Origin of the sequence: Pseudomonas sp. LRP2-20, from assembly GCF_024349685.1 — a bacterium.
GTDB lineage: Bacteria > Pseudomonadota > Gammaproteobacteria > Pseudomonadales > Pseudomonadaceae > Aquipseudomonas.
On the sequence record NZ_AP025944.1, the window covers coordinates 5,571,548 to 5,596,545 of the forward strand.

21 protein-coding genes and 1 tRNA gene are annotated in these 24,998 nt (G+C 63.7%); 17 read left to right on the plus strand and 5 right to left on the minus strand.

Annotated elements, in window-relative coordinates; all coding sequences use genetic code 11:
• Positions 1–6 precede the first annotated feature (6 nt).
• Positions 7–1,101 (plus strand): multifunctional CCA addition/repair protein, encoded by a 1,095-nt coding sequence (locus OCX61_RS25125; RefSeq protein WP_261941809.1) that lies wholly within the window; start codon positions 7–9, stop codon positions 1,099–1,101.
• Between the two features lie 109 nt (positions 1,102–1,210).
• On the opposite strand, the gene folK is transcribed toward OCX61_RS25125, so the two are convergent.
• Entirely contained in the window at positions 1,211–1,720 is a 510-nt protein-coding gene (folK, locus tag OCX61_RS25130) for a 2-amino-4-hydroxy-6-hydroxymethyldihydropteridine diphosphokinase (RefSeq protein ID WP_261941810.1), read from the minus strand.
• A complete protein-coding gene (gene folB, locus OCX61_RS25135; RefSeq protein WP_027917471.1) occupies positions 1,711–2,067 on the minus strand; it encodes a dihydroneopterin aldolase in 357 nt (118 codons plus the stop codon). The genes folK and folB overlap by 10 nt, the downstream gene beginning before the upstream one ends.
• 74 nt (positions 2,068–2,141) lie before the next feature.
• Between folB and plsY the strand changes: the two genes are divergently transcribed.
• Positions 2,142–2,711, plus strand: coding sequence for a glycerol-3-phosphate 1-O-acyltransferase PlsY (gene plsY / locus OCX61_RS25140; protein WP_261941811.1), 570 nt, complete (start codon positions 2,142–2,144; stop codon positions 2,709–2,711).
• 15 nt (positions 2,712–2,726) lie between these two features.
• Here plsY and tsaD read toward each other — a convergent pair whose 3' ends face one another.
• Positions 2,727–3,752 carry a tRNA (adenosine(37)-N6)-threonylcarbamoyltransferase complex transferase subunit TsaD gene (tsaD, locus tag OCX61_RS25145; RefSeq protein ID WP_261941812.1) on the minus strand — a complete coding sequence of 342 codons (1,026 nt, stop codon included), beginning with the start codon at positions 3,750–3,752 and terminating at the stop codon, positions 2,727–2,729.
• Positions 3,753–3,957: 205 nt separating this feature from the next.
• Here tsaD and rpsU point away from each other — a divergent pair, with 205 nt between their 5' ends.
• The 15 genes from rpsU (at position 3,958) to OCX61_RS25220 (ending at position 23,198) form a co-directional block, all read left to right on the plus strand.
• Positions 3,958–4,173: a 30S ribosomal protein S21 gene (rpsU, locus tag OCX61_RS25150; protein WP_003255575.1), complete on the plus strand. Its 216-nt coding sequence runs from the start codon at positions 3,958–3,960 to the stop codon at positions 4,171–4,173.
• Between the two features lie 286 nt (positions 4,174–4,459).
• Positions 4,460–6,442, plus strand: coding sequence for a DNA primase (dnaG, locus tag OCX61_RS25155; protein ID WP_261941813.1), 1,983 nt, complete (start codon positions 4,460–4,462; stop codon positions 6,440–6,442).
• Between the two features lie 67 nt (positions 6,443–6,509).
• The gene (gene rpoD / locus OCX61_RS25160; protein ID WP_261941814.1) at positions 6,510–8,360 is read left to right on the plus strand and encodes an RNA polymerase sigma factor RpoD; all 1,851 of its coding nucleotides are present in this window, start codon (positions 6,510–6,512) and stop codon (positions 8,358–8,360) included.
• Between the two features lie 118 nt (positions 8,361–8,478).
• Entirely contained in the window at positions 8,479–12,222 is a 3,744-nt protein-coding gene (locus OCX61_RS25165) for a bifunctional diguanylate cyclase/phosphodiesterase (RefSeq protein ID WP_261941815.1), read from the plus strand.
• 16 nt (positions 12,223–12,238) lie between these two features.
• Positions 12,239–12,315: transfer RNA gene (locus OCX61_RS25170), tRNA-Ile, on the plus strand.
• Between the two features lie 119 nt (positions 12,316–12,434).
• A complete protein-coding gene (locus OCX61_RS25175) occupies positions 12,435–12,896 on the plus strand; it encodes an Lrp/AsnC family transcriptional regulator (protein WP_261941816.1) in 462 nt (153 codons plus the stop codon).
• Between the two features lie 193 nt (positions 12,897–13,089).
• Positions 13,090–14,772, plus strand: a complete 1,683-nt coding sequence (locus OCX61_RS25180; RefSeq protein WP_261941817.1) for a flavin monoamine oxidase family protein — start codon at positions 13,090–13,092, stop codon at positions 14,770–14,772.
• 15 nt (positions 14,773–14,787) lie between these two features.
• A complete protein-coding gene (locus tag OCX61_RS25185) occupies positions 14,788–15,582 on the plus strand; it encodes a carbon-nitrogen hydrolase family protein (protein ID WP_261941818.1) in 795 nt (264 codons plus the stop codon).
• Between the two features lie 157 nt (positions 15,583–15,739).
• A complete protein-coding gene (gene pqqF / locus OCX61_RS25190) occupies positions 15,740–18,019 on the plus strand; it encodes a pyrroloquinoline quinone biosynthesis protein PqqF (protein WP_261941819.1) in 2,280 nt (759 codons plus the stop codon).
• Positions 18,020–18,188: 169 nt separating this feature from the next.
• Positions 18,189–18,260 (plus strand): pyrroloquinoline quinone precursor peptide PqqA, encoded by a 72-nt coding sequence (gene pqqA / locus OCX61_RS25195; RefSeq protein ID WP_003243383.1) that lies wholly within the window; start codon positions 18,189–18,191, stop codon positions 18,258–18,260.
• Between the two features lie 80 nt (positions 18,261–18,340).
• Positions 18,341–19,252 (plus strand): pyrroloquinoline quinone biosynthesis protein PqqB, encoded by a 912-nt coding sequence (pqqB, locus tag OCX61_RS25200; RefSeq protein ID WP_261941820.1) that lies wholly within the window; start codon positions 18,341–18,343, stop codon positions 19,250–19,252.
• A gap of 27 nt (positions 19,253–19,279) precedes the next feature.
• Complete coding sequence (gene pqqC, locus OCX61_RS25205; RefSeq protein ID WP_176247323.1) at positions 19,280–20,017, plus strand: pyrroloquinoline-quinone synthase PqqC; 738 nt, start codon at positions 19,280–19,282, stop codon at positions 20,015–20,017.
• Positions 20,014–20,289 (plus strand): pyrroloquinoline quinone biosynthesis peptide chaperone PqqD, encoded by a 276-nt coding sequence (gene pqqD / locus OCX61_RS25210; protein ID WP_261941821.1) that lies wholly within the window; start codon positions 20,014–20,016, stop codon positions 20,287–20,289. The genes pqqC and pqqD overlap by 4 nt, the downstream gene beginning before the upstream one ends.
• A complete protein-coding gene (pqqE, locus tag OCX61_RS25215; protein ID WP_261941822.1) occupies positions 20,261–21,409 on the plus strand; it encodes a pyrroloquinoline quinone biosynthesis protein PqqE in 1,149 nt (382 codons plus the stop codon). Before pqqD ends, pqqE begins: the two co-directional genes overlap by 29 nt.
• Positions 21,375–23,198, plus strand: coding sequence for a S9 family peptidase (locus tag OCX61_RS25220; RefSeq protein ID WP_261941823.1), 1,824 nt, complete (start codon positions 21,375–21,377; stop codon positions 23,196–23,198). The genes pqqE and OCX61_RS25220 overlap by 35 nt, the downstream gene beginning before the upstream one ends.
• A 32-nt stretch (positions 23,199–23,230) precedes the next feature.
• On the opposite strand, the gene OCX61_RS25225 is transcribed toward OCX61_RS25220, so the two are convergent.
• Together OCX61_RS25225 and OCX61_RS25230 are read right to left on the minus strand one after the other, a co-directional pair.
• The gene (locus tag OCX61_RS25225) at positions 23,231–23,389 is read right to left on the minus strand and encodes a YqaE/Pmp3 family membrane protein (RefSeq protein WP_009681539.1); all 159 of its coding nucleotides are present in this window, start codon (positions 23,387–23,389) and stop codon (positions 23,231–23,233) included.
• Between the two features lie 139 nt (positions 23,390–23,528).
• On the minus strand, positions 23,529–24,809 hold the full coding sequence (locus OCX61_RS25230; RefSeq protein ID WP_261941824.1) for an aspartate aminotransferase family protein: 1,281 nt from the start codon (positions 24,807–24,809) through the stop codon (positions 23,529–23,531).
• Between the last annotated feature and the right edge of the window lie 189 nt (positions 24,810–24,998).

Sequence of the window (24,998 nt, forward strand, 5' to 3'; positions counted from 1 at the left end):
CTGCACATGCACATCTACAAAGTCGGCGGCGCGGTACGCGACCGTCTGCTCGGGCGCCCGGTCAGCGATATCGACTGGCTGGTGGTCGGCGCCACGGTCGAAGACATGCACGCCCAGGGCTATCGCCCGGTCGGCGCTGATTTTCCGGTTTTCCTGCACCCGAAGACGGGCGAGGAATATGCCCTGGCGCGCACCGAGCGCAAGAGTGGACGCGGTTATGGCGGGTTCACCTTTCACGCAAGCCCCGACGTAACGCTGGAACAAGACCTGATCCGCCGCGACCTGACCATCAATGCCATGGCCGAGGACGAACAGGGCACAGTCCATGACCCCTACCACGGCCAGGCCGATCTTGAACAACGCATCCTGCGCCATGTTTCCCCGGCGTTCGCCGAAGATCCCCTGCGTGTACTGCGCGTTGCCCGTTTTGCTGCGCGCTATGCCCCCCTCGGGTTCCAGGTTGCCGATGAAACAATGACGCTGATGCGCCAGATCGCCAAATCGGGCGAACTGCAGGCGCTGACCGCCGAGCGCAGTTGGAAGGAGATCGAGCGGGCGCTGATGGAAAGCCAGCCGCAGGTGTTCATCCAGGTGCTGCGCGAAGCTGACGCCCTGACGGAGCTAATGCCGGAGCTGGAGCATGGCGTGATTACGCTGGAGGCACTGCAGCGGGCAGCGGAGCACCAGCAACCACTGGCAGTACGCTGGGCGTGCTTGTTGCGCGGGCTGGAGCCGGCGGCGATCAAAGCGCTCAATCAGCGCTTCAAGGCACCGCGTGAATGCCAGGAACTGGCCGTGCTGGTGGGTGAATTTGCCGGGCAAGCCGATGACGCTTTGCAACTAACGCCGGGAAAATTGCTGGAAATGCTGCAGAAATTCGACGTCTATCGGCGACCGCAGCGCTTCGAGGATTTCATTGCGACGTGTGAGATGGCCGCCTGTGAAAGTTATCCACAGGGCGATTATCTGCGTGGAGCTGCGGCGGCAGCCCGGGCGGTGGATGTGAAGCCACTGGTGGAAGCGGGTTTGACCGGGCAAGGTCTGGGCGAGGCGCTCAAGGGTGAGCGACTCAAAGCACTAGAGGCTTACAAGCTGGGCTGACCACACCGGCCCTTTCGCGGCTAAAGCCGCTCCCACAGGGACCGCATCATGCCAAACCATATGCGGTCCCTGTGGGAGCGGCTTTAGCCGCGAAAGGGCCGGTACAGGCTTACGCCGGAGTCAGCTGCAACCCACGCCATTGGAATGCGACCGGCGCCAGAACCTGGTCGATCTGCGCCTCCTGCCACAACTGCGCCATGCTTTTCTCCGCCCCTGGGTGGATCAGCTCCGGCGCCAGCAGCGACAACGGCCACAGCACGAAGGCATTCTTCAGGATCTCCGCCCGCGGCAGCACCAGCCCATCGAACGTGCCGTGCAGATCGTCATACATGAGTACATCGATATCCAGCGGCAAGCCCTTGCGATCCGGTGCATAGCGGCCATTGTCGGCCTCGATGAACTTGAGCCGGCGATCCAGCTCCATCAGTGGCAGATCGGTCTTGCCGGTGACCACGAAGTTGATGAACGGCCCACTCTTGATCCCCACCGCCTGGCTCTCGAACGCCGGTGAACATTGCATGTCGCTGAGAATGGCCGCCAATGCATCAAGCCCCGCACACAGGTGCTGGTGGCGATCGATGTTGCTGCCAAGGCCCAGATAAACCGTGCTCAGAGACATCCGCGCTCGATCTCCACGCCAACACCGCCACGCGCGGCAGGAACGGCGCCCGGCTTGGTCAGCTTCAGCCGCACCCAGGGAATGTGGAATTCTTCCATCAAGGTCGCCACCAGGCGCTCGGCAAAGGTTTCCACCAGTTCGAAGCGCGCCTGCTCGGCAAAGGCCTGGACCCGCGCCGAAACACTGGCATAGTCCAGCGCCAGGTTCAGATCATCGCCGGCCGCCGCCGGGCGGTTGTCCCAGGCGAAACTCAGGTCCAGGCGCAGGCACTGGCGAATATCCCGTTCCCAGTCATAGGCACCGATGACGGTATCGACTTCCAGGCCTTCGATGAACACTCTGTCCAAGCACTTCTCTCCACAGCACGACAAGGGCGACGGGCGCCGTTAGAATCAGGGCGTCCTCGCCCGGAATAGTTAGCATGTTTTGGTTATTGGCGCTGCTCGCCTACCTGCTCGGCTCGCTGTCCTTCGCCATCGTCCTCAGCCGCCTTTCAGGCAGCCCGGACCCGCGTTCCAGCGGTTCGGGCAATGCTGGCGCCACCAACATGCTACGCCTGGCGGGCCGTAAACTGGCGATCCTGACCCTGCTGGGCGACCTGTGCAAGGGCCTGTTGCCGGTTTTGCTCGCCCGTGCTGCCGGCCTTGGTCTGCAGGAGCAGGCCTGGGTCGGCGTGTGCGCAGTGCTCGGTCACCTGTTCCCGCTGTATTTCCGCTTTCGCGGCGGCAAGGGTGTCGCCACCGCCGCCGGCATGCTCATGGGCCTGTATTTCCCGGCCGCATTGCTGGCCCTCGGCGCCTGGCTACTGACTTTCTACCTCACCCGCACCAGCTCCCTGGCGGCGCTTGTCGCGACCCCGCTGACCTTGCCATTGCTGGCCTGGCGCGAGCCGGAGGCGCTGCTGCCAATCGCCGTGCTCACGGTGATGATCGTCTGGCGCCACCGCAACAATCTGCGCGATTTGTTTGCCGGGCGCGAAAGGCATTTCTGACGCGCCCGCAGGCATTCACACCGGCGGCAACTGCTCCATCGGCCAGCGTGCCTGCACGCTGATCGCCAGGTCCTGCTGCTGCCCGGCCAACAGGCGCTGGCAACCGGCATAGGCGATCATCGCGCCGTTGTCAGTGCAGAACTGCGGACGCGCGTAGTACACGTTACCCTTGAGACCGGCCAGCATGTCTTCCAGCGAGGCACGCAACGCCTTGTTGGCACTCACGCCACCGGCGATGACCAGGCGCTTGAGGCCGGTCTGCTTGAGGGCCCGCTTGCATTTGATGGTCAGAGTCTCCACCACCGCCTGCTGGAATGCCAGCGACAGGTCGCAACGGGTTTGCTCGCTGTCGTCGCCAGCATTCTTGCATTGCTGCCAGGTATTCAGGGCGAAGGTCTTGAGGCCGCTGAAGCTGAACTCCAGACCCGGCCGATCAGTCATCGGCCGCGGGAAGACGAACCGCCCAGGCACACCCTGCTCGGCCAGGCGCGCGATTTCCGGGCCACCTGGGTAATTGAGGCCGATAAGTTTGGCGGTCTTGTCGAACGCTTCGCCGGCAGCATCGTCGAGGCTCTCGCCCAACAGCTCGTATTGGCCGATGCCATCTACCCGCACCAGCTGGGTATGGCCGCCGGAAACCAACAAAGCGACGAACGGGAACTCGGGCGGGTTTTCCTCCAGCATCGGTGCCAGCAGGTGGCCTTCCATATGGTGCACACCGATCGCCGGAATATCCCAGGCGAAAGCCAGGGCCTGGGCGCACGAGGCACCGACCAAAAGCGCACCGACCAGGCCAGGGCCCGCCGTGTAGGCGATGGCATCGATCTCGGTGGCCACGCAGCCGGCCTCCTCCAGCACCTGGCGGATGAGCGGCAGCATGCGCTTGACGTGGTCACGCGAGGCGAGCTCGGGCACCACGCCACCGAATACGCGGTGCAGGTCGATCTGACTGAACAGCGCGTCGGCTAACAAACCGCGTTCGCTGTCGTATAATGCGACGCCGGTTTCGTCGCAGGATGTTTCCAATCCCAGTACTAGCATGGGTTCGTCCCTTGTGGGGGCTGAATTCGAAGCCGCGCATGATAGTCCCCGTGCCGGGTGCCGACCAGCGGTTTTCGATCAGAGGCTTTGCATTCCGGCGTACTAAGGGTTAACATCCGCAACCCTTGAAAACCGACGTTCTCCAGCACACCTTTTGTTTTGCCAGGAGCACGTCTACCCCGGTAATGAATTAAGGTAGCCCTGGATGCCAGCCGTCAAAGTTAAAGAGAACGAACCCTTCGACGTAGCTCTGCGTCGTTTCAAGCGCTCCTGCGAAAAAGCCGGTGTACTGGCTGAAGTTCGTAGCCGCGAGTTTTACGAGAAGCCGACCGCCGAGCGTAAGCGCAAAGCAGCTGCTGCTGTTAAGCGTCACGCCAAGAAAGTTCAGCGCGAACAGCGCCGCGCCGTTCGTCTGTACTAATACAGACGTTCTTCGCTAGAGCTTCTGCCCTGCCCGGCTCACCGCCGGGCCGATGGCAGCGGTTTGCTTGACCTTGAGCAGCTAGCCCAAGGAGCCTGTCGCCACGCGCAGCGGGCAAATGGTTGCAAAACGTCAGATCTGGTTTCGGCCAGGCGTGCACGTCCTGACTGACGAGCCCCCAGTTAAGCTGGAGGCTGGCGACGAGCACACACCCCCTCGCATTTCCCCTAGCACCACTTGCCCCGTAAGCGTTTAGACTTGCCAGTTGCCAGATGACGAGACTGCCATGGCCGGGCTAATTCCCCAGAGCTTCATCGACGACCTGATCAACCGCCTCGACATTGTCGACGTGGTAAGTTCGCGCGTTCAGCTGAAAAAGACCGGCAAGAACTATTCCGCCTGCTGCCCGTTCCACAAGGAAAAGACCCCTTCCTTCACGGTCAGCCCCGACAAGCAGTTCTACTACTGCTTCGGCTGCGGCGCTGGCGGCAACGCCCTTGGCTTCGTCATGGACCATGACAACCTGGACTTCCCCCAGGCTGTCGAAGAACTGGCCCGCGCTGCCGGCATGGAAGTGCCCAGGGAGCAAGGCCGTCGCGACAACAAACCGCGCCAGCCGACCGATTCACCGCTGTACCCATTGCTGGACGCCGCCTCGGAGTTCTATCGCCAGGCCCTGCGCAGCCATCCGACCCGCAAGGCGGCGGTGGACTACCTCAAGGGCCGCGGCTTGTCGGGCGAAATCGCCCGGGACTTCGGCCTGGGCTTCGCACCGCCGGGCTGGGACAACCTGCTCAAGCACCTGGGCGCCGACACCCTGCAACAGAAGGTGATGATCGACGCCGGCCTGCTGATCGAGAACGCCGAAAGCGGCAAACGCTATGACCGCTTCCGCGACCGGGTGATGTTCCCGATCCGTGACAGCCGCGGGCGTATCATCGCCTTCGGCGGCCGGGTCCTGGGCGATGACAAGCCCAAGTACCTCAACTCCCCGGAAACCCCGGTATTCCACAAGGGCCAGGAACTCTACGGGCTGTACGAGGCACGCAAGCACAACCGCAACCTCGACGAGATCATCGTCGTCGAGGGCTACATGGACGTGATCGCCCTGGCCCAGCAGGGCCTGCGCAATGCCGTGGCCACCCTCGGCACCGCCACCAGCGAGGAGCACCTCAAGCGCCTGTTCCGCGTGGTGCCCAGCGTGCTGTTCTGCTTCGATGGCGACCAGGCCGGGCGCAAGGCCGCCTGGCGCGCACTGGAGTCGACCCTCTCGGCGCTGCAGGACGGCCGCCGGGCGCGCTTCCTGTTCCTGCCCGAGGGCGAAGACCCGGACAGCCTGGTTCGCGCCGAAGGCACCGACGCCTTCATGGCCCGCATCAACCAGCACGCACAACCGCTGGCCGATTACTTCTTCGAGCAGTTGAGCAACGAAGCCGACCCGCGTTCGCTGGAAGGCAAGGCACACATGGCGACCCTGGCCGCACCGTTGATCGAAAAGATCCCCGGTGCCAACCTGCGCCAGTTGATGCGCAACCGCCTGAAGGAAATCACCGGCCTCGATCCGCAGCAGGTCGAGCAACTGGCACAGCAGGCGCCAGCGGCCAGCAATGTGCCGGACTACGACCCTGGCTACGACTACGATGCCATGGCCAGCTACACCCCCGACTACGGCGACATGCCGCAGCACGACTACGCGCCCGTTCATCAGGAACAGGAGTGGAAGCCGCACAAGGGCGGGGGCAAAAAGCAGTGGAGCGACAAGCCCTGGGACAAGAACCGCAAGGGCGGCAAGCCATGGCAGCAACGCGACGAAGCGCCGCCACGCGTGCCGGCACCAGTCGAACCACCAACCCTGGCCGCTCTGCGCACCTTGCTGCACCACCCGCTGCTGGCCGGCAAGGTCGAGGATGCCAGCCACTTCGCCGACGAAGAGCACCTGTACAGCCAGCTGCTGGTGGCGCTGATCGAAGCGGCGCAGAAGAATCCTGGGCTAAGCTCTATGCAGCTGATCGCACGTTGGCACGGCACTGAACAAGGCCGCCTGCTGCGGGCCCTGGCAGAAAAGGAATGGTTGATCGTGGCCGACAACCTTGAACAACAGTTTTTCGACACTATAACTAGCTTGTCCGCCCGCCAACGCGAGCGCAGCCTGGAACAACTGCTCAGGAAATCACGTCAAAGCGAATTGACCAGCGAGGAAAAATCACAGCTCCTCGCCCTGCTGAGCCGGAATGTTCCCGCACAAACGCCGACCTCATCTGGCGCGTGAGGCCCATGCTCGGGTATAATCCTCGGCTTGTTTTTTGCCCGCCAAGACCTTCAGTGGATAGGGTGTTATGTCCGGAAAAGCGCAACAGCAGTCTCGTATCAAAGAGTTGATCACCCGCGGTCGTGAGCAGGGCTACCTGACTTACGCGGAGGTCAACGACCACCTGCCTGAGGATATTTCAGATCCGGAACAGGTGGAAGACATCATCCGCATGATCAACGACATGGGGATCAACGTATTCGAGAGTGCTCCGGATGCGGATGCCCTTCTGTTGGCGGAAGCCGACACCGACGAAGCCGCGGCCGAAGAAGCCGCTGCTGCGTTGGCGGCAGTTGAAACCGATATCGGCCGCACGACCGACCCGGTGCGCATGTACATGCGCGAAATGGGTACCGTCGAACTGCTGACCCGTGAAGGCGAGATCGAAATCGCCAAGCGGATCGAGGAAGGCATCCGTGAAGTCATGGGCGCCATCGCTCACTTCCCGGGTACTGTCGACTACATTCTCGGCGAATACGACCGCGTCACCGCCGAAGGCGGCCGCCTGTCCGACGTCCTCAGCGGTTACATCGACCCTGACGACAACATTGCCGCACCCACCGACGAAGTGCCGGTACCGGGTGCCAAGGCACCTGCGGCCAAGGAAGAGTCGGACGACGAAGACGAAGAAAGTGAAGGCGGTGACGACGAGGAAGAGGCCGAAAGCGGTCCTGATCCGGTCGTTGCAGCTCAGCGCTTCGGCGCCGTTGCCGATCAGCTCCAGGCCACCTCCAAGGTCCTGAAGAAGAACGGCCGTGACGTCAAGGAAAGCATCGAGGCCCTGCAGGCCCTGGCTGACCTGTTCATGCCGATCAAGCTGGTGCCGAAGCAGTTCGACGTCCTGGTCGAGCGCGTGCGCGATGCCCTGAACCGCCTGCGTCAGCAAGAGCGTGCGATCATGCAGCTGTGCGTGCGTGACGCCCGCATGCCGCGTGCCGACTTCCTGCGTCTGTTCCCGGGCAACGAAACCGACCAGACCTGGTCCGGTGACCTGGCCAAGCGCAGCACCAAGTGGGCTGCCGCCCTGGGTGAAAAGGACGCCGCCATCGTCGCCTGCCAGCAGAAGCTGATCGACCTCGAGACCGAGACCGGCCTGACTGTCGCCGAGATCAAGGAAATCAACCGTCGCATGTCCATCGGTGAGGCGAAAGCCCGCCGCGCCAAGAAAGAAATGGTCGAGGCGAACCTGCGTCTGGTGATCTCCATCGCCAAGAAGTACACCAACCGTGGCCTGCAGTTCCTCGACCTGATCCAGGAAGGCAACATCGGCCTGATGAAGGCGGTGGACAAGTTCGAATACCGTCGCGGCTACAAGTTCTCGACCTACGCCACCTGGTGGATTCGCCAGGCGATCACCCGCTCGATCGCCGACCAGGCGCGCACCATCCGTATTCCGGTGCACATGATCGAGACGATCAACAAGCTCAACCGTATTTCCCGCCAGATGCTGCAGGAAATGGGCCGTGAACCGACCCCGGAAGAGCTGGGTGAGCGCATGGAAATGCCTGAGGACAAGATCCGCAAGGTACTGAAGATCGCCAAAGAGCCGATCTCCATGGAAACCCCGATTGGTGACGACGAAGACTCGCATCTGGGCGACTTCATCGAGGACTCGACCATGCAGTCCCCGATCGACGTGGCCACGGTCGAAAGCCTCAAGGAAGCGACCCGTGACGTGCTCTCGGGCCTGACCGCACGCGAAGCCAAGGTGCTGCGCATGCGTTTCGGCATCGACATGAACACCGACCACACCCTCGAAGAGGTGGGCAAGCAGTTCGACGTGACCCGTGAGCGGATCCGTCAGATCGAAGCGAAGGCGTTGCGCAAACTGCGCCACCCGACTCGCAGCGAGCACTTGCGCTCCTTCCTCGACGAGTGATGACAAACCCCGGCCCAGGCCGGGGTTTTTCTTATCCGACAAATAGTTGTGTCCAGCTGGCCGGCTGGCTGAATGCCCGTCTACACTCGACTTCAGACCAACTGAATGCGAGGCCGCTATGCTGCCGATGCCGGCCATTCTGTTGCTGCTCCTGATCCTTTGGAACACAACGGCCGGCGCCCTGACCCTGACAGACGAGGAAAAAACCTGGCTCACTGCCCACCCGCAGCTGAGGCTGGGCGTCGACGCCTCCTGGCCACCATTCGAATTTCGTGACCAAGAGGGCCGGTACCAGGGATTGGCCGCCGATTACATCGCCTTGCTCCAGGATCGCCTGGAGGTAGCACTGAAACCGGTCGAGCCCAGCAGCTGGACCGAAGTGCTGCAGCAGGCGCGCGAAGGCCGCATCGATTTGCTGCCCGGCATCATGTCGACGCCGGAACGCCAGGGCTACCTGGCATTCACCCGCCCCTACCTCGATTTCCCCATCGTCATCCTGGCCCATGAAGGCGGTCCGCAACCGCGCACGCTCAAGGACTTGTATGGGCTGAAGGTGGCCGTGGTGGAGAACTACGCCCCCCATGAACTGCTACGCACCCACCACCCGGACCTCAACCTGGTGGCAATGCCCAATGTCAGCTCGACCCTGCAGGCACTGGCCACCGATGCGGTGGATGCCGTGGTCGGTGACCTCGCCTCGAGCATCTGGAGCCTGCGCCAACTCAAGCTCGAAGGCCTGTATGTCAGCGGCGACACCCCCTATCGCTATCAACTGGCAATGGCCGCGCCCCGTGACCAGCAGGTACTGATCGGTATCCTCGACAAGGTGATGGCTGACATGTCCAGCGATGAAATCAGCCATATCCAGCAACGCTGGGTCGGCAATGTGGTCGACCAGCGCAGCTTCTGGCATGACACACTCATCTATGGCCTGCCCGCCGTCCTGCTGCTGATCGCCATTCTCGCCGTGGTCATCCGCATCAATCGCCGGCTCAGTTCGGAAATCTCCCGGCGCATCGCCCTGGAGCAGGAACTGCGCAGCAGCGAATACCACTACCGCGGCCTGATCGAAAGCCTGTCGGCAATCGCCTGGGAGGCCGACGCCAACGACTTCACCTACAGCTACGTCTCGCCGCACGCCGAAGACCTGCTGGGCTACCCGCTGCACGACTGGCTCAAACCCGGCTTCTGGCGCAGCATTCTGCACCCCGACGATGCGCTCTGGGCCCAGGCATTCTGCGAAAGTGAAACCGCCGCCGGGCGTGATCACAGCCTCGATTACCGGGTGATGCGCGCCGATGGCCAGCCTCTGTGGGTGCGCAACATCGTCAGCATGATCGAACACGGCCACCGGCCCTTGATGCGCGGCCTGATGATCGACATCAGCGAGACCAAGCGTACCGAAGACGCCCTGCGCCTTTCGGAACAGAAATTCGCCTCGGTGTTCGAGCAGTGCCCGGACATTCTGCTGATTGCACGGCACAGCGATGGCGTGCTGCTCGAAGTCAACGAAGCCTTCGAAGAACAGATCGGCCTGACACCCGGCGAGGTGATCGGCCGCACCGCCACCGAGCTCAACTTGTGGGGCATCGAAGGCATGGGCCCGAAGCTGCTCGAACGCCTGCACCAAGGCGGCATCCGCAACCTGGAAATGACCTTCCGCCGCAGCAACGGCCAGATGTTCACCGGCCTGACCTCAGCCGAAAGCTTCGAGCTCGACGGCACCCCGGCGCTGGTGGTGGCAGTTCGCGACATCAGCCAGCTCAAGCAAACCCAGCAGCAGTTGCAAACCTCCGAGGAAAAGTTCGCCAAGGCCTTTCACGCCTCGCCTGACGGCCTGCTGCTGTCACGCCAGAGCGATGGCCTGCTGCTGGAGGTCAACGAGGGCTTCTGCCGCCTGACGGGCTACGAGTTCAACCCGCCTATCGATCAGACCTCCTTCGACCTGGGGATCTGGGTCGATCTCAACGAGCGCAAGCGCTTGATCGACCAGCTCGGCCGCGATGGCTTCGTGCGAGACTTCAGCTGCCACCTGCGCCGCAGTGACGGGCAGATTCGCCTCTGCGAGCTGTCGGCACGGCCGTTGCCGATCGGCGGGGTCGACTGCATGCTGACCATCGCCCGCGACATCACCGAACGCCACCTGATGCAGGAAAAACTGCAACTGGCTGCCACCGTGTTCGAAAATACCGCCGAAGGCGTATTGATCACCGACACCGACCAACGCATCAGTGCGGTCAACCGCGCCTTCAGCGAGATCACCGGCTACAGCGAAATCGAAGCCCTGGGCCAGACCCCGCGCCTGCTCGCCTCCGGTCAGCATGACAGCGCCTTCTATGCCGCCATGTGGCACCAGCTCACCGCTGAAGGCCACTGGCAGGGCGAGATCTACAACAAGCGCAAGAACGGCGAGCTGTATCCCGGCTGGCTGACCATCAGCGCCGTACGCAACAGCGAGCGCGATATTACGCACTTCGTCGCCGTATTCGCCGACATCTCCAGCCTCAAGCACGCCCAGGCCAAACTCGACTACCAGGCCCACCACGACCCGCTGACCGGCCTGCCCAACCGCGCCCTCTTCGAAAACCGGCTGCAGGCCGTGCTGACCTGCGCGCAGGTGTCCAACCGCCAGGGCGCCGTGCTGTTCCTCGACCTGGACCGCTTCAAGCACATCAACGACAGCCTCGGCCACCCGGTCGGCGACCTGCTGCTCAAGGGCATCGCCCAGCGCCTCAAGGAGCAAGTGCGCGACGTCGACACCGTGGCCCGCCTGGGTGGCGACGAGTTCATCATCCTGCTGCCCGGCCTGCACAAGCCCAGCGATGCCCATGCCATCGCCAACAAATTGCTGGCCTGCTTCGCCGCACCGTTCCAGGCCGGCGAGCACGAGTTCTTCACCAGCGCCAGCATCGGCATCAGCCTCTACCCGCAGGATGGCACCGACGTCGCCACGCTGATTCGCAACGCCGACGCCGCCATGTACCGTTCCAAGGCCAAAGGTCGCAACCGCGTGGAAGCCTACACCCGTGACCTGACCGTGCAGGCCAGCGAACGCATCGCCATGGAGCATGAACTGCGGCGCGCCATCGAACGTAACGAGATGAGCCTGAGCTTCCAGCCGAAACTGAGCCTCAAGACCCAAACCCTGGTCGGCGCCGAAGCGCTGATTCGCTGGAGCCACCCGACGTTCGGCGAGGTACCGCCCGAGCATTTCATTCACCTGGCCGAAGAGAACGGCACCATTCTGCAGCTGGGCGACTGGGTGCTGGAGCAGGCTTGCCAGCAGATGCATCGCTGGAAGAAGGCCTACCAGGCCTTTGGCCCCCTGTCGATCAACCTGGCGGGCGCGCAGCTACGCCATCCCAACCTCGCCAAGCGCATCGAGCATCTGTTGAAGGTCTACCAGCTCAAAGCAGGCGACCTGCAGCTGGAGATCACCGAAAACTTCATCATGAGCCAGGCCGAAGAGGCCCTGACCGTGCTGCACCAGCTCAAGAAACTGGGTGTGCAGCTGGCAATCGATGACTTTGGCACCGGCTATTCGTCGTTGAGTTACCTCAAGCGCCTGCCGCTGGACATTCTCAAGATCGACAAGTCGTTCATCCGTGGCCTGCCGGACGACCCCCACGACGCCGCCATCGCCCGCGCCATCATTGCGCTGGGGCGCAGCATGCAGTTGACGATCATTGCCGAGGGCGTGGAGAACCAGGCGCAGCAACGCTTCCTGGCGGCTGAAGGGTGCGAGCAGATTCAGGGTTACATCGTCAGCCTGCCGTTGCCACCGGATGAATTCGCGGCGTCGTTTCTTCGTATAGCACTGTCTGATCTTTCGGATGGCACGCTTTCAAAACCCTCGTTATAATCCGGGCACTTACTGAGGGCCTATAGCTCAGTCGGTTAGAGCAGAGGACTCATAATCCTTTGGTCCACGGTTCGAGTCCGTGTGGGCCCACCAGACATGAAGAAGCCGCGCATCAGCGCGGCTTTTTTGTGCCCGCTGGGTGCCAACGATTAGGGGCTTGCCCTGCTCATCTTCGGCTGGCTAGGCTAGCGGACCCACCGTAGAGACTCACAATGTCGGACGCCCGCCCCATCACCCTCGATGAAATCGACCGCCAGCTGCTCGCCCTGCTGCAGATCAACGCCCGCGAAAGCGTCGCTACCCTCGCCCGCCAGCTGGGTATCGCCCGTACCACGGTCAACTCGCGCCTGGAGCGGCTGGAGAAGAACAAGGTCATCACCGGCTATGGCGTACGCCTCGGCCAGCGCCTGATTGGTGGTGGGCTGCAGGCTTATGTCGGGATCAAGGTGCAGCCACGCTCCGGCAAGGAAGTGGTACGGCGCCTGAGTGCCATGGGGCAGGTACAACAGCTGTGCGCGGTGAGTGGCGAGTTCGATTACGTGGCCTGGCTGCGCAGCGATTCGCCGGAGCAACTCGACCAGTTGCTGGACCAGATTGGCAGTGTCGAAGGGGTGGAGAAGACCACCACGTCGATCATCCTCAGCAGCAAGGTCGATCGCGGGCAGCCGCTCTAAAACCGCGCCCACAGCAATGCGCTGCCTGTTTATCATCAGAATGACCAGATGGTCGGTCGATATGACCATCCAACGCACATTACGACATCATTCTGCATCTTAATTACGAACACCCCGCTTCATAAAATGACTCACAGCCATCTCCTATACTCAGGCTCCGCCCCCCGCGCAGCCGCTCTGGCAAGGTCACTTCATGAACAAGAAAAACCGCCACCCCGCCGACGGCAAACAACCCATCACCATCTTCGGCCCGGATTTCCCCTTCGCCTTCGACGACTGGCTGGAACACCCGGCCGGCCTGGGCAGCATCCCGGCCGAGCGCCATGGTGAGGAGGTCGCCATCGTTGGCGCCGGCATCGCCGGACTGGTCGCGGCCTACGAATTGATGAAGCTGGGCCTCAAACCTGTGGTGTACGAGGCCTCGAAACTCGGCGGACGCTTGCGTTCGCAAGCCTTCAACGGCACCGACGGCATCATCGCCGAACTCGGCGGCATGCGCTTCCCGGTGTCCTCCACCGCCTTCTACCATTACGTCGACAAGCTGGGCCTGGAAACCAAGCCTTTCCCCAACCCGCTGACCTGTGCCTCGGGCAGCACGGTGATCGACCTCGAAGGCCAGACCTACTACGCCGAAAAGGCCAGCGACCTGCCCCAGCTGTTCCATGAAGTGGCCGACGCCTGGGCCGATGCGCTGGAAAGCGGTGCACAGTTCGCCGACATCCAGCAGGCGATCCGTGACCGAGACGTACCTCGGCTGAAAGCACTGTGGAACAAGCTGGTGCCCCTGTGGGACGACCGCACCTTCTATGATTTCGTCGCCACCTCGCGCTCGTTCGCCCAGCTGAGCTTCCAGCACCGCGAAGTGTTCGGCCAGGTCGGTTTCGGCACCGGTGGCTGGGACTCGGACTTCCCCAACTCGATGCTGGAAATCTTCCGCGTGGTGATGACCAACTGCGACGACCACCAGCACCTGATCGTCGGAGGCGTGGAGCAAGTCCCCCAAGGCATCTGGCGCCATGTGCCGGAACGCTGTGCCCACTGGCCGGAAGGCACCAGCCTCAGTTCGCTGCATGGCGGCGCCCCTCGCACCGGGGTCAAACGCATTGCGCGCGCCGCCGACGGGCGCCTGGCAGTCACCGACAACTGGGGCGACACCCGCTACTACGGCGCGGTGCTCGCCACCTGCCAGAGCTGGCTGCTGACCACCCAGATCGACTGCGAAGAGTCGCTGTTCTCGCAAAAGATGTGGATGGCCCTGGACCGCACCCGCTACATGCAGTCGTCGAAAACCTTCGTCATGGTCGACCGGCCGTTCTGGAAGGACAAGGACCCACAGACTGGCCGCGACTTGATGAGCATGACCCTCACCGATCGCCTTACCCGCGGTACCTACCTGTTCGACAACGGCGACGATAAACCAGGGGTGATCTGCCTGTCCTACGCCTGGATGAGCGACGCCCTGAAGATGCTGCCGCACCCGGTGGAAAAGCGCGTGCAGCTCGCCTTGGATGCGCTGAAGAAGATCTACCCCAAGACCGACATCGCCGGCCATATCATCGGCGACCCGATCACCATTTCCTGGGAGGCCGACCCGCACTTCCTCGGTGCCTTCAAGGGCGCGCTGCCGGGCCACTACCGCTACAACCAGCGCATGTATGCGCACTTCATGCAGCAGGACATGCCTGCCGAGCAACGCGGCATGTTCATCGCCGGCGACGACGTGTCGTGGACCCCTGCCTGGGTCGAAGGCGCGGTGCAGACGTCGCTCAATGCAGTGTGGGGTATCATGAACCACTTCGGTGGCCGTACTCACGCGGACAACCCAGGCCCAGGCGACGTGTTCGACGAGATCGGCCCCATCGCCCTGGCTGACTGAAACCAAGGAGGCAGCATGCGCATCGCTCTGTTCCAGGGCGCACCCAACCCGCTGGACGTGCCCGGCAACCTGCAACGGCTGCGCCACCAGGCGCAACGGGCGGCCGAGCGTGGCGCGCAGCTGCTGGTGTGCCCGGAGATGTTCCTGAGCGGCTACAACATCGGCCTGGACCAGGTCGAACGGTTGGCCGAAGCCGACGATGGCCCCTCGGCCATGGAGGTGGTGGAGATCGCCCAGGCGCACCGAATCGCCATCGTCTACGGCTACCCGGAGCGCGCCGATGACGGGGCGATCTACAACAGCGTGCAATTGATCGACGCCCACGGCCGCAGCCTGTGCAATTACCGCAAGACTCACCTGTTCGGCGAGCTGGACCGGGCGATGTTCAGCCCGGGTGCCGACCATTTCCCGGTAGTCGAGCTGGAGGGCTGGAAGGTCGGCATGCTGATCTGCTACGACATCGAGTTCCCGGAGAACGCCCGGCGCCTGGCGCTGGCCGGTGCCGAGCTGATCCTGGTGCCGACGGCGAACATGACACCTTACGATTTCGTCTGCCAGGTGACCGTGCGCTCGCGGGCGCAGGAGAACCAGTGCTACCTGGTGTATGCCAACTACTGTGGCGCCGAGGACGAGATCCAGTACTGCGGGCAGAGCAGCATCATCGGCCCCGACGGCAGCCTGCTGGCCATGGCTGGGCGCGAAGAGTGCCTGCTGCTGGCGGAGCTTGAGCATGAGCGGGTGATACAGGGGCGTGAGTCGTTCCCTTATCTGACCGATCTGCGTCAGGAATTGCATCTGCGCCAAGGCTAACAGGGGCCGCTTCGCGGCCCATTCGCGGGTAAACCCGCTGCCACACGAATAGCCTCGACCGCCCACTCACACGGTCCCTGTGGGAGCGGGTTTACCCGCGAATGGGCCAGAGCTGCGTTGCAAATGGGTTAGCATGAACACCTGCCCCGGAGTTCCCATGCCTGACGCCACCCGCCACCTCACACTCGCCAACGGCCTACAGCTGACCCTGCGCCACGCCCCGCGCCTGAAGCGCTCGGCTGCAGCCCTGCGCGTACACGCGGGCAGCCACGATGCACCGCGTCAGTGGCCGGGCCTGGCCCACTTCCTTGAACACCTGTTCTTCCTCGGCACCGCGCGCTTCCCACTGCAAGACGGCCTGATGCGCTACGTCCAGGCCTTGGGCGGCCAGGTCAACGCCAGCACACGCGAGCGCACCACCGATTTTTTCTTCGAAGTGCCACCCGCGGCATTGGCCGGAGGCCTGGAGCGCCTGTGCCAGATGCTTGCCGAACCGGACCTGGGCATCGAACGCCAGCACCGTGAGCGGGAAGTCATCCATGCCGAGTTCATCGCCTGGTCGCGTAACCCGCAGGCGCAGCAGCAGTTCGCCTTGTTGCAATCTGTGGCTGGCGATCATCCGCTAATCGGTTTTCATGCAGGCAACCGCTATTCCCTCGTTTTGCGCAATATTGCCTTCCAGCAAGCGCTCACGGGCTTTCACCAGCGCTTCTACCAAGGAGGCCAGATCACCCTGAGCCTCTGCGGCCCGCAGCCGTTGGATGAACTGGAACAACTTGGCAGGCAATACGCCGGCATCTTCGAAGCGGGTGCCCTTGTGCCACAGACCTTGCCTCCCGCCCTGGCCGCCAACAGGCCGTTGCTGTTCGCCCACCAGGGGCTGCCCGCAGGTGCAGAACAGGCGCTGGAGCTGCTGATGGCCAACCTCGCTGACAACGGCCCCGGCAGTTGGCTGGATGCATTGGAGCGACGCGGCTGGCTCAAAGGGTTCAAGGTCGAGAAGTTGTATGCCTTCGCCGGGCAACTGCTCTGGCACATCGACCTGAAGCTTGCCCCGGATGCCGACAGCGATGAGGCACTGAAGCTGCTGCACGGTTGGTTCGACTTCGTCCTCCAGGCCGCCTGCGCGCCACTCAACAACGCGTTCGACCTGTTGCAACAACGTCGCGAACGTAGTGCCAGCGCGCTGGAACTGGCCCGTCGCGACAGCGCCGGGCAGCCGTTTGCCGCGCTGGATTCACACGCGCGGGCCGCGCTCGAAGCATTGCTTGAACAGCTGCCGCGTTGCGCATACGGGGCATGGCAGCTGCCTGCGGCCGAGCCGTTGTTGCTCGATGAGCTGCCCACTCTTCCAGCTGCAGAACTGCCACCTGCGCTGGGCCTCTGCGACCTGCTTCCGCCAGCCAGGCAATACGCCGCACTCTATCTACGCTGGCACGTGCCATCGGCATTGCGCCAGCGCCTGCATGGCCTGCTCGTGCGCGCTTTGCAGCCCCTGCAAGCACGTTGCGAGCGTGCCTCGGTGCAATTGCAGTTCAGTGCGTCAGGCGAATACTGGCAGTTGCGCTGCGCTGGCCACCCTGCAGCCGTGATACGCGCCACAGGCCAAGCCCTGGCGCTTCTGCAGGCGCCTTCCATCTGGCAACCAACGCCACCTGAAGCGCTCGCCCTGATTCCGATCAGGGCGCTGATCAATCAACTACCGGACAGCGTGCTCGGCACTTGGCCCGAAACACCTGGGTCTTGCACCCTCGACCAGGCACTGCTCGATGGCGCCTGGCAACAGAGCCTCTGGCATGGCTTGGCTGTAGGCTTTGATACCCGCGCCGCGCAGGCGCTGGGCGCGATACTGCGGGGCTGCCCAGGGCAAGGCGCTACGCCCACGCCAGCCCCCCTCTGGGCGGGCCGTCGCTGGCAGCATGCCAAGGTGGCGGGCAGTGAGAATGCCCTGCTGCTGTTCTGCCCAGTGCCTACCGGGCAACAAGCCTGTGGTCGCCTGCTGGCGCAGCTGCTGCAAGGCCCCGTGTATCAACGCCTGCGGGTCGAACTGCAACTCGGCTACGCGGTGTTCAGTACCTTCCGTCAGGTCGAAGGCATCGGTGGCTTGCTGTTCGGCGTGCAGTCGCCGCATGTCAGTCAGGCCGAGATCCTCGAGCACCTGCGCGCGCTTCTGAGCCAAGGCGTCACACTCGACACCGGCGCCCGACAAGCACTGGCCGAACAGTTCGACGAGGCAGCCATGGCCAACGCCGATGTCGCCGAATGGGCATGGCAGACACACCTGGCCACACAACCCGGCGACCTGCTTGCGCTGCAGCGGTCTATTCTGATGACGCAACAAGCGGATCTGGATGGCCTGTTACGCGACCTGCTCGGCACCGATTGCGCCTGGCTATGCCTGGCCAACAGCGCCGCGCCAGATGCGTCCTGGCACTGATCCTGCGGGGATTGTTACGTTTGCTGCAAGGGCGCTTATCAAAGAATTAACCTTTCGGTACAAAGTTTTCTTGTAAGATAACGCTATCTCAGCCAACGGAACCTCCTGCTCGAGGCGGAACCCAACTAGTAGCTGAAGTACCCCAACCCCATCCGGAAGGAGAACGCCCATGTGGACCAAACCTGCATACACTGACCTGCGTATCGGCTTCGAAGTGACCATGTACTTCGCCAACCGCTAAGCCCTGCTTTGCGGCATGACGCCTCGGCCTGCCGGGGCGTCGTCGTTTTTCCGATACGGCTTTTCGCAGAAGGAGTGGCCATGTACATCCAGATTCTCGGTTCCGCCGCCGGTGGTGGTTTCCCGCAGTGGAACTGCAACTGCGTCAACTGCAAGGGCTATCGCGACGGCAGCCTGCGCGCCACGGCACGCACCCAGTCGTCGATCGCCCTGTCCGACGACGGTGAGCACTGGATCCTGTGCAATGCCTCGCCCGACATCCGCGCCCAGCTCCAGGCCTTCGCGCCAATGCAGCCGGCGCGTGCCCTGCGCGACACCGGCATCAACGCCATCGTCCTGCTCGACAGCCAGATCGACCACACCACCGGCCTGCTCAGCCTGCGCGAGGGCTGCCCGCACCAGGTCTGGTGCACCGACATGGTCCACCAGGACCTGACCACCGGCTTCCCGCTGTTCAACATGCTCAGCCACTGGAACGGTGGCCTGCAGTGGAACCGCATCGAACTCGAAGGCAGTTTCGTCATCGAAGCCTGCCCTGACCTCAGGTTCACGCCTTTCCCGCTGCGCAGCGCCGCGCCGCCCTACTCACCGCACCGCTTCGACCCGCACCCCGGCGACAACCTCGGCCTGCTGGTCGAGGACACCCGCACCGGCGGCAAGCTGTTCTACGCCCCTGGCCTCGGCCAGGTCGACGACCAGTTGCTGCAGATGATGCACGGCGCTGACTGCCTGCTGGTCGACGGCACGCTGTGGGAGGATGATGAAATGCAGCGCCGTGGTGTCGGCACCCGTACCGGCCGCGAGATGGGCCACCTGGCACAGAACGGCCCCGGCGGCATGCTCGAAGTGCTCGACGGTTTCCCGCGCCAGCGCAAGGTGCTCATCCACATCAACAACACCAACCCGATCCTCGATGAAGACTCCCCCGAGCGCGCCGAAGTCCAGCGCCGTGGCGTCGAAGTCGCCTTCGACGGCATGAGCATCGAGTTGTAAGGAGGCCCCGTGAGCGACGCACTGCCAATGACCCCTGCCGAATTCGAGCAGGCCTTGCGCGCCAAGGGCGCCTACTACCACATCCACCACCCTTATCACGTGGCGATGTACGAAGGCCGCGCCAGCCGCGAACAGATCCAGGGCTGGGTGGCCAACCGTTTCTACTACCAGGTCAACATCCCGATGAAGGATGCCGCGATCTTGGCCAACTGCCCGGACCGCGAAGTGCGCCGTGAGTGGATCCAGCGCCTGCTCGACCATGACGGCGCGCCCGGCGAGGACGGCGGCATCGAGGCCTGGTTGCGCCTGGGCCAGGCGGTCGGCCTCGACCCCGACCAGCTGCGCTCCCAGGAGCTGGTACTGCCCGGCGTGCGCTTTGCCGTGGACGCCTACGTCAACTTCGCCCGCCGTGCCAGCTGGCAGGAAGCGGCCAGCAGCTCGCTGACCGAGCTGTTCGCCCCGCAGATCCACCAGTCGCGCCTGGACAGCTGGCCGCAGCACTACCCGTGGATCGACCCTGCCGGCTACGAATACTTCCGCACCCGCCTGGGCCAGGCCCGGCGCGACGTCGAGCATGGCCTGGCGATCACCTTGCAGCACTACACCACCCGCGCGGGCCAGGAGCGTATGCTGGAAATCCTGCAATTCAAGCTGGATATCCTCTGGAGCATGCTCGACGCCATGAGCATGGCCTACGAGCTGAACCGCCCGCCTTACCACACCGTCACCCAGCAACGGGTATGGCACAAGGGGATCGCCCTATGAGTTTCGACCGCAAGCAAACGCCGAACTGGCGCCCCGGCTACCGCTTCCAGTACGAGCCAGCGCAGAAGGGCCATGTGCTGCTGTACCCTGAGGGCATGATCAAGCTCAACGACAGCGCCGGCCTGATCGGCGGGCTGATCGATGGCAAGCGCGATGTGGCGGCGATCATCGCCGAACTTGAACAGCAATTCCCTGGTGTGCCTGAAGTCGCCGATGACATCGAGCAATTCATGGAGGTGGCCCGTGCCGAACACTGGATCACCCTCGCCTGAGGTGCCGGTCGGCCTGCCGCTGTGGCTGCTGGCCGAGCTGACCTACCGCTGCCCGCTGCAGTGCCCGTACTGCTCCAACCCGCTGGACTTTGCCGCCCAGGGCCAGGAACTGAGCACTGCGCAGTGGTTCAAGGTGATGGCCGAAGCCCGCGAGATGGGCGCCGCACAGATCGGCTTTTCCGGTGGTGAGCCGCTGGTGCGCCAGGACCTTGCCGAGCTGATCGGCGAGGCCCGCCGGCTGGGCTACTACACCAACCTGATCACCTCCGGCATCGGCCTGACCGAAGCACGCATCGCCGCCTTCAAGGAGGCCGGGCTGGACCACATCCAGATCAGCTTCCAGGCCAGTGACGAGCAGGTCAACAACCTGCTGGCCGGCTCCAAGAAGGCCTTCGCGCAGAAGCTGGAGATGGCCCGCGCGGTGAAGGCCCACGGCTACCCGATGGTGCTCAACTTCGTCACCCATCGGCACAACATCGACAAGATCGACCGCATCATCGAGCTGTGCATTGCCCTCGAGGCGGACTTCGTCGAGCTTGCCACCTGCCAGTTCTACGGCTGGGCGCACCTCAACCGCCTGGGCCTGCTGCCGACCCGCGCACAACTCGAACGCGCCGAGCGCATCACCAACGAGTACCGGGAAAAGCTCAAGGCCCAGGGCAGCCCATGCAAGCTGATCTTCGTCACCCCGGACTACTACGAGGAGCGCCCCAAGGCTTGCATGAACGGCTGGGGCAGCCTGTTCCTGACCATCACCCCGGACGGCACCGCCCTGCCCTGCCACGGCGCACGGCAACTGCCGGTGCAGTTCCCCAACGTACGCGACCATGACCTGCACCACATCTGGTACGACTCGTTCGGCTTCAACCGCTTCCGTGGCTACGACTGGATGCCCGAGCCATGCCGTTCGTGCGACGAGAAGGAGAAAGACTTCGGCGGCTGCCGTTGCCAGGCCTTCATGCTGACCGGCGATGCCAGCAAGGCCGACCCGGTGTGCGCCAAGTCGGCCGACCACGGCATCATCCTCAAGGCCCGCGAGGAGGCAGAAACCGCCCAACTCGCCATCGAAGAGCTGACCTTCCGCAATGAGCGCAACTCCCGTGTCATCGTCCGCGGCTGACTTCAGCGCCGCCCAGGCCGTCGCCGCCGGCACCGACTTCGCCGAACTCAAGGTCAGTGCCGAGGGGCTGTTCTGGAACGAGTTCCGCCCGGCCGATGGCGCCTGCCGCATCTGGCATTGGCGTGACCACCAGGCGCGTTGCCTCACGCCCGATGGTTTCAGCGTGCGCAGCCGGGTATACGAGTATGGTGGCGGCAGCTTTTGCCTGGGTGGTGACGGGCTGCTGTTCGTCAACGAAACGGACCAGCAGGTCTACACCCAGAGCCTCACAGGCGCTGCACCACGAGCCCTGACCGCCGAAACCGAGTGCCGCTACGGCGATGTGCAGTGGCATGCCGGCAAGGTGCTGGCCGTCGAAGAGCGCCATGGCGAAAGCGTCGAGCATCGCCTGGTGGCCCTGGATGAAACCACCCGCGAAGTGCTCGCCGAGGGTGCCGACTTCTATGCCTCGCCAACGGTCAGCGCTGACGGCCAACGCCTGGCCTGGGTCGAGTGGGACCGGCCGGCACAACCCTGGACCGTTACCCGGCTGATCTGCCGAACCCGCGCTGCCAACGGTGACTGGGGGCCTGCGCGCTGCATCGCCGCCGAGGACGAGTCGCTGCAACAGCCGCGCTTCGATGCCGAAGGCCGCTTGTACTGCCTTTCTGACCGTAATGGCTTCTGGCAGCCGTGGGGCGAGGTCGACGGCCATTGGCAAGCGCTACCGGCTGAGCCGGCCGACCATGCCGCCGCCCCCTGGCAACTGGGCAGCAGCACGTGGCTGCCAATAAGTCCGCAGCACTATCTGGCCACCTGGTTCGAAGGCGGTATCGGGCAACTGGGCCTGCGCGATGAGAATGGCCGTATGGAACGCTTTGCCAGCGCCTACACCCGGTTCCGCAACCTGGCCATGGACGCCGAACACCTCTATGCCGTCGCAGCCTCGCCGATCAGCCCGCCGGCGGTGATCGCCATTGCCCGCGCCAGCCATGAGGTCAGCGTACTGGCCGGCGGCGCCGAAGTGTTGCCTGCAGCGCAAATCAGCCTGCCGCAGTCGATCCATTACGGCAGCGGCGGCACGTCTGCCCATGGCTTTTTCTATCCGGCAACCGGCACCAGTGGCCCCGCGCCCCTGCTGGTATTTATCCACGGCGGCCCGACTTCGGCCTGCTACCCGGTGCTCGACCCACGCATCCAGTACTGGACCCAGCGCGGGTTCGCCGTGGCCGACCTGAACTACCGGGGCAGCACCGGCTATGGCCGGGCGTACCGACAGGCGCTGCACCTGCGCTGGGGCGAAAGCGATGTGCAGGATGCCTGCGCCGCCGTCGAACATCTGGCCGGGCTAGGGTTGATCGACCCCGGCAAGGCCTTTGTTCGCGGTGGCAGTGCCGGTGGCTACACCACGCTGTGCGCCCTGGCTTTCCACAACGTGTTCCGCGCCGGTGCCAGCCTTTACGGGGTCAGTGACCCGGTCGCCCTGGGCCGGGCCACGCACAAGTTCGAAGGCGATTACCTGGACTGGCTGATCGGCGACCCGCAACAGGATGCCGAGCGCTACCGCCAGCGCACCCCGCTGCTGAATGCCTCACGGATCAAGGTGCCGGTGATCTTCTTCCAGGGCGAGCTGGATGCGGTGGTGGTTCCGGAACAGACGCGCTCGATGTTGGCGGCGTTGCAGGCCAACGGCATCGCCGCCGAAGGCCATTTCTATGCCGGGGAACGGCATGGTTTGCGTAAGGCCGAGAACCAGGCCCATGCACTCGAAGAAGAATGGAAGTTCTATTGCCGGGTGCTGGCCGGATAACACCCTGGGGCCGCTCTGCGGCCCCGGCATCCTCAGCGCTTGGCGATGATGTACACCGCGTGCACGATCCCCGGGATGTAGCCCAGCAGGGTCAGCAGAATGTTGAGCCAGAACGCCCCGCCAAACCCGACCTGCAGAAACACGCCCAGCGGCGGCAGGATGATGGCGATGATGATGCGAATGAAGTCCATGCGGGTCTCTCCTGAAGGGGTTACATCAGAGACTAGCCGCGCATCGCAGAGGTTCCACAGGCAAAAAAAACGCCCCGGGCCAAATGAAACAGGCACGGGGCGATGCGCAGAAACGCTAGACGGTTCGTTGAATTCGTGATCAGGCCGGCATCTCGCGGCGGGCCTGTTGTTGCGCATGCAGGCGGGCAAAGGCCCGGGCCAGGCGCAGCAGCATTTCATCGATGTTGCCCTTGCTCACGGTCAGTGCCGGCGAGAAGCGCACCACATCGGGCTGCGGGGCATTCAGCAGCAAGCCTTCGTGCAGGGCGGCGTCGACCAAGCCCTTTGCCAGGTTTTCCTGCAACTGCAAGGCCCACAACAGCCCCTGGCCACGCACTTCGCCCTGGCCATAACGGCCTGCCAGGCGGCTCAGGCCATCGCGCAGATGACGACCACTGTCCTGCACCTGCTCGAAAAAGCCCGGCTCCAGCACGGTATCCAGCACGGCCAGGCCAGCGGCGCTCATCAGCGCATTGCCGTGATGGCTGCCCTCCAGTTCGCCCGGTTCGGCACAGCATGCGGTCCCGCGAGCCAGCAGGGCGGCCAGAGGCACACCACCGCCCAGGCCCTTGCCGAGGGTGATGATGTCGGCGCGCACGCCGTAGGTCTGTTCCGCCAGCAATGCCCCACAGCGACCAATGCCGGTCTGCACTTCGTCGAGAATCAGCAGGATGCCCAGTTCCCGGCAGAGCTTTTCCACGCCTTGCAGATACTCGCGTGTAGCCGGGATCACCCCCGCCTCGCCCTGTACCGGTTCGAGCATGATCGCCACGGTGCGCGAATCGACCTCGGCATGCAGCGCCGCCAGGTCGTTGAACGGCACCTTGCTGAACCCCGGCAGGCCCGGCTCGCAACGGTTGCACGGCAGCGGGTCGGAGGCCGACAGCGCGCCCAGGCTGCGGCCATGGCAGGCCTGGCTGGCAGTGATGATGTGGTAGGCGCCGTTGCGGTGCAGCTGGCCCCACTTGCGCGCCAGCTTGATCGCCCCTTCACAGGCCTCGGCACCGCTGTTGAGTAGATAGGCCTGGTCGCTGCCGGTGCTCTGGCACAGGCGGTTGACCAGCGCCAGCAGGCCACGGCTGTGGTAACCCGCCCCTGGGTTGATCAGCGCCTGGGCCTGGTTGCCCAGCGCCTTGACCAGCGCCGTCGGGCTGTGCCCGAGGCTGTTGACCGCGCCGCCTTGGGTGAAGTCCAGGTAGGCATGCCCTTCGTTGTCCCACAGCCAGGAGCCCTGACCACGCACGAACACTTGCGCCGCACGCTCGGTACTCGGCATCAGGCGCTCGCGGGACAACTGCGGCGCATCCGCCACGATCACCGGCGCACGCTTGGGCTCGGCAACCGCGGCAGGGGCCGAACGGCGCAGGTTGAACAGGTTCATCGGGGCTCCAACCAATCACGGTAAAGGGCGGCCAGGGTCCGGTCTTGCTGCCGGCACAGAATAATTTTGCCTTGCCTATCAAAAGTGTTTTTCAACTGCGGTAACAATGAGCTGCTGGATCGCTGTAACCCGTTGGAATACGGCGATAGACTAGGCTTCGGCAGCGTTTGCGGCCATTTCGTTTTCCCA

Bases quoted from the DNA above. Each gene is read 5' to 3' on its own strand.
- OCX61_RS25220 (WP_261941823.1), top strand. From the start codon at position 21,375: ATGAGCGCAACTCCCGTGTCATCGTCCGCGGCTGACTTCAGCGCCGCC.
- OCX61_RS25230 (WP_261941824.1), bottom strand. From the start codon at position 24,809: ATGAACCTGTTCAACCTGCGCCGTTCGGCCCCTGCCGCGGTTGCCGAG.
- rpsU (WP_003255575.1), top strand. From the start codon at position 3,958: ATGCCAGCCGTCAAAGTTAAAGAGAACGAACCCTTCGACGTAGCTCTG.
- pqqC (WP_176247323.1), top strand. From the start codon at position 19,280: ATGACCCCTGCCGAATTCGAGCAGGCCTTGCGCGCCAAGGGCGCCTAC.
- folK (WP_261941810.1), bottom strand. From the start codon at position 1,720: ATGTCTCTGAGCACGGTTTATCTGGGCCTTGGCAGCAACATCGATCGC.
- OCX61_RS25165 (WP_261941815.1), top strand. From the start codon at position 8,479: ATGCTGCCGATGCCGGCCATTCTGTTGCTGCTCCTGATCCTTTGGAAC.
- pqqD (WP_261941821.1), top strand. From the start codon at position 20,014: ATGAGTTTCGACCGCAAGCAAACGCCGAACTGGCGCCCCGGCTACCGC.
- rpoD (WP_261941814.1), top strand. From the start codon at position 6,510: ATGTCCGGAAAAGCGCAACAGCAGTCTCGTATCAAAGAGTTGATCACC.
- tsaD (WP_261941812.1), bottom strand. From the start codon at position 3,752: ATGCTAGTACTGGGATTGGAAACATCCTGCGACGAAACCGGCGTCGCA.
- OCX61_RS25180 (WP_261941817.1), top strand. From the start codon at position 13,090: ATGAACAAGAAAAACCGCCACCCCGCCGACGGCAAACAACCCATCACC.
- OCX61_RS25175 (WP_261941816.1), top strand. From the start codon at position 12,435: ATGTCGGACGCCCGCCCCATCACCCTCGATGAAATCGACCGCCAGCTG.
- OCX61_RS25125 (WP_261941809.1), top strand. From the start codon at position 7: ATGCACATCTACAAAGTCGGCGGCGCGGTACGCGACCGTCTGCTCGGG.
- pqqB (WP_261941820.1), top strand. From the start codon at position 18,341: ATGTACATCCAGATTCTCGGTTCCGCCGCCGGTGGTGGTTTCCCGCAG.
- pqqF (WP_261941819.1), top strand. From the start codon at position 15,740: ATGCCTGACGCCACCCGCCACCTCACACTCGCCAACGGCCTACAGCTG.
- dnaG (WP_261941813.1), top strand. From the start codon at position 4,460: ATGGCCGGGCTAATTCCCCAGAGCTTCATCGACGACCTGATCAACCGC.
- plsY (WP_261941811.1), top strand. From the start codon at position 2,142: ATGTTTTGGTTATTGGCGCTGCTCGCCTACCTGCTCGGCTCGCTGTCC.
- OCX61_RS25225 (WP_009681539.1), bottom strand. From the start codon at position 23,389: ATGGACTTCATTCGCATCATCATCGCCATCATCCTGCCGCCGCTGGGC.
- OCX61_RS25185 (WP_261941818.1), top strand. From the start codon at position 14,788: ATGCGCATCGCTCTGTTCCAGGGCGCACCCAACCCGCTGGACGTGCCC.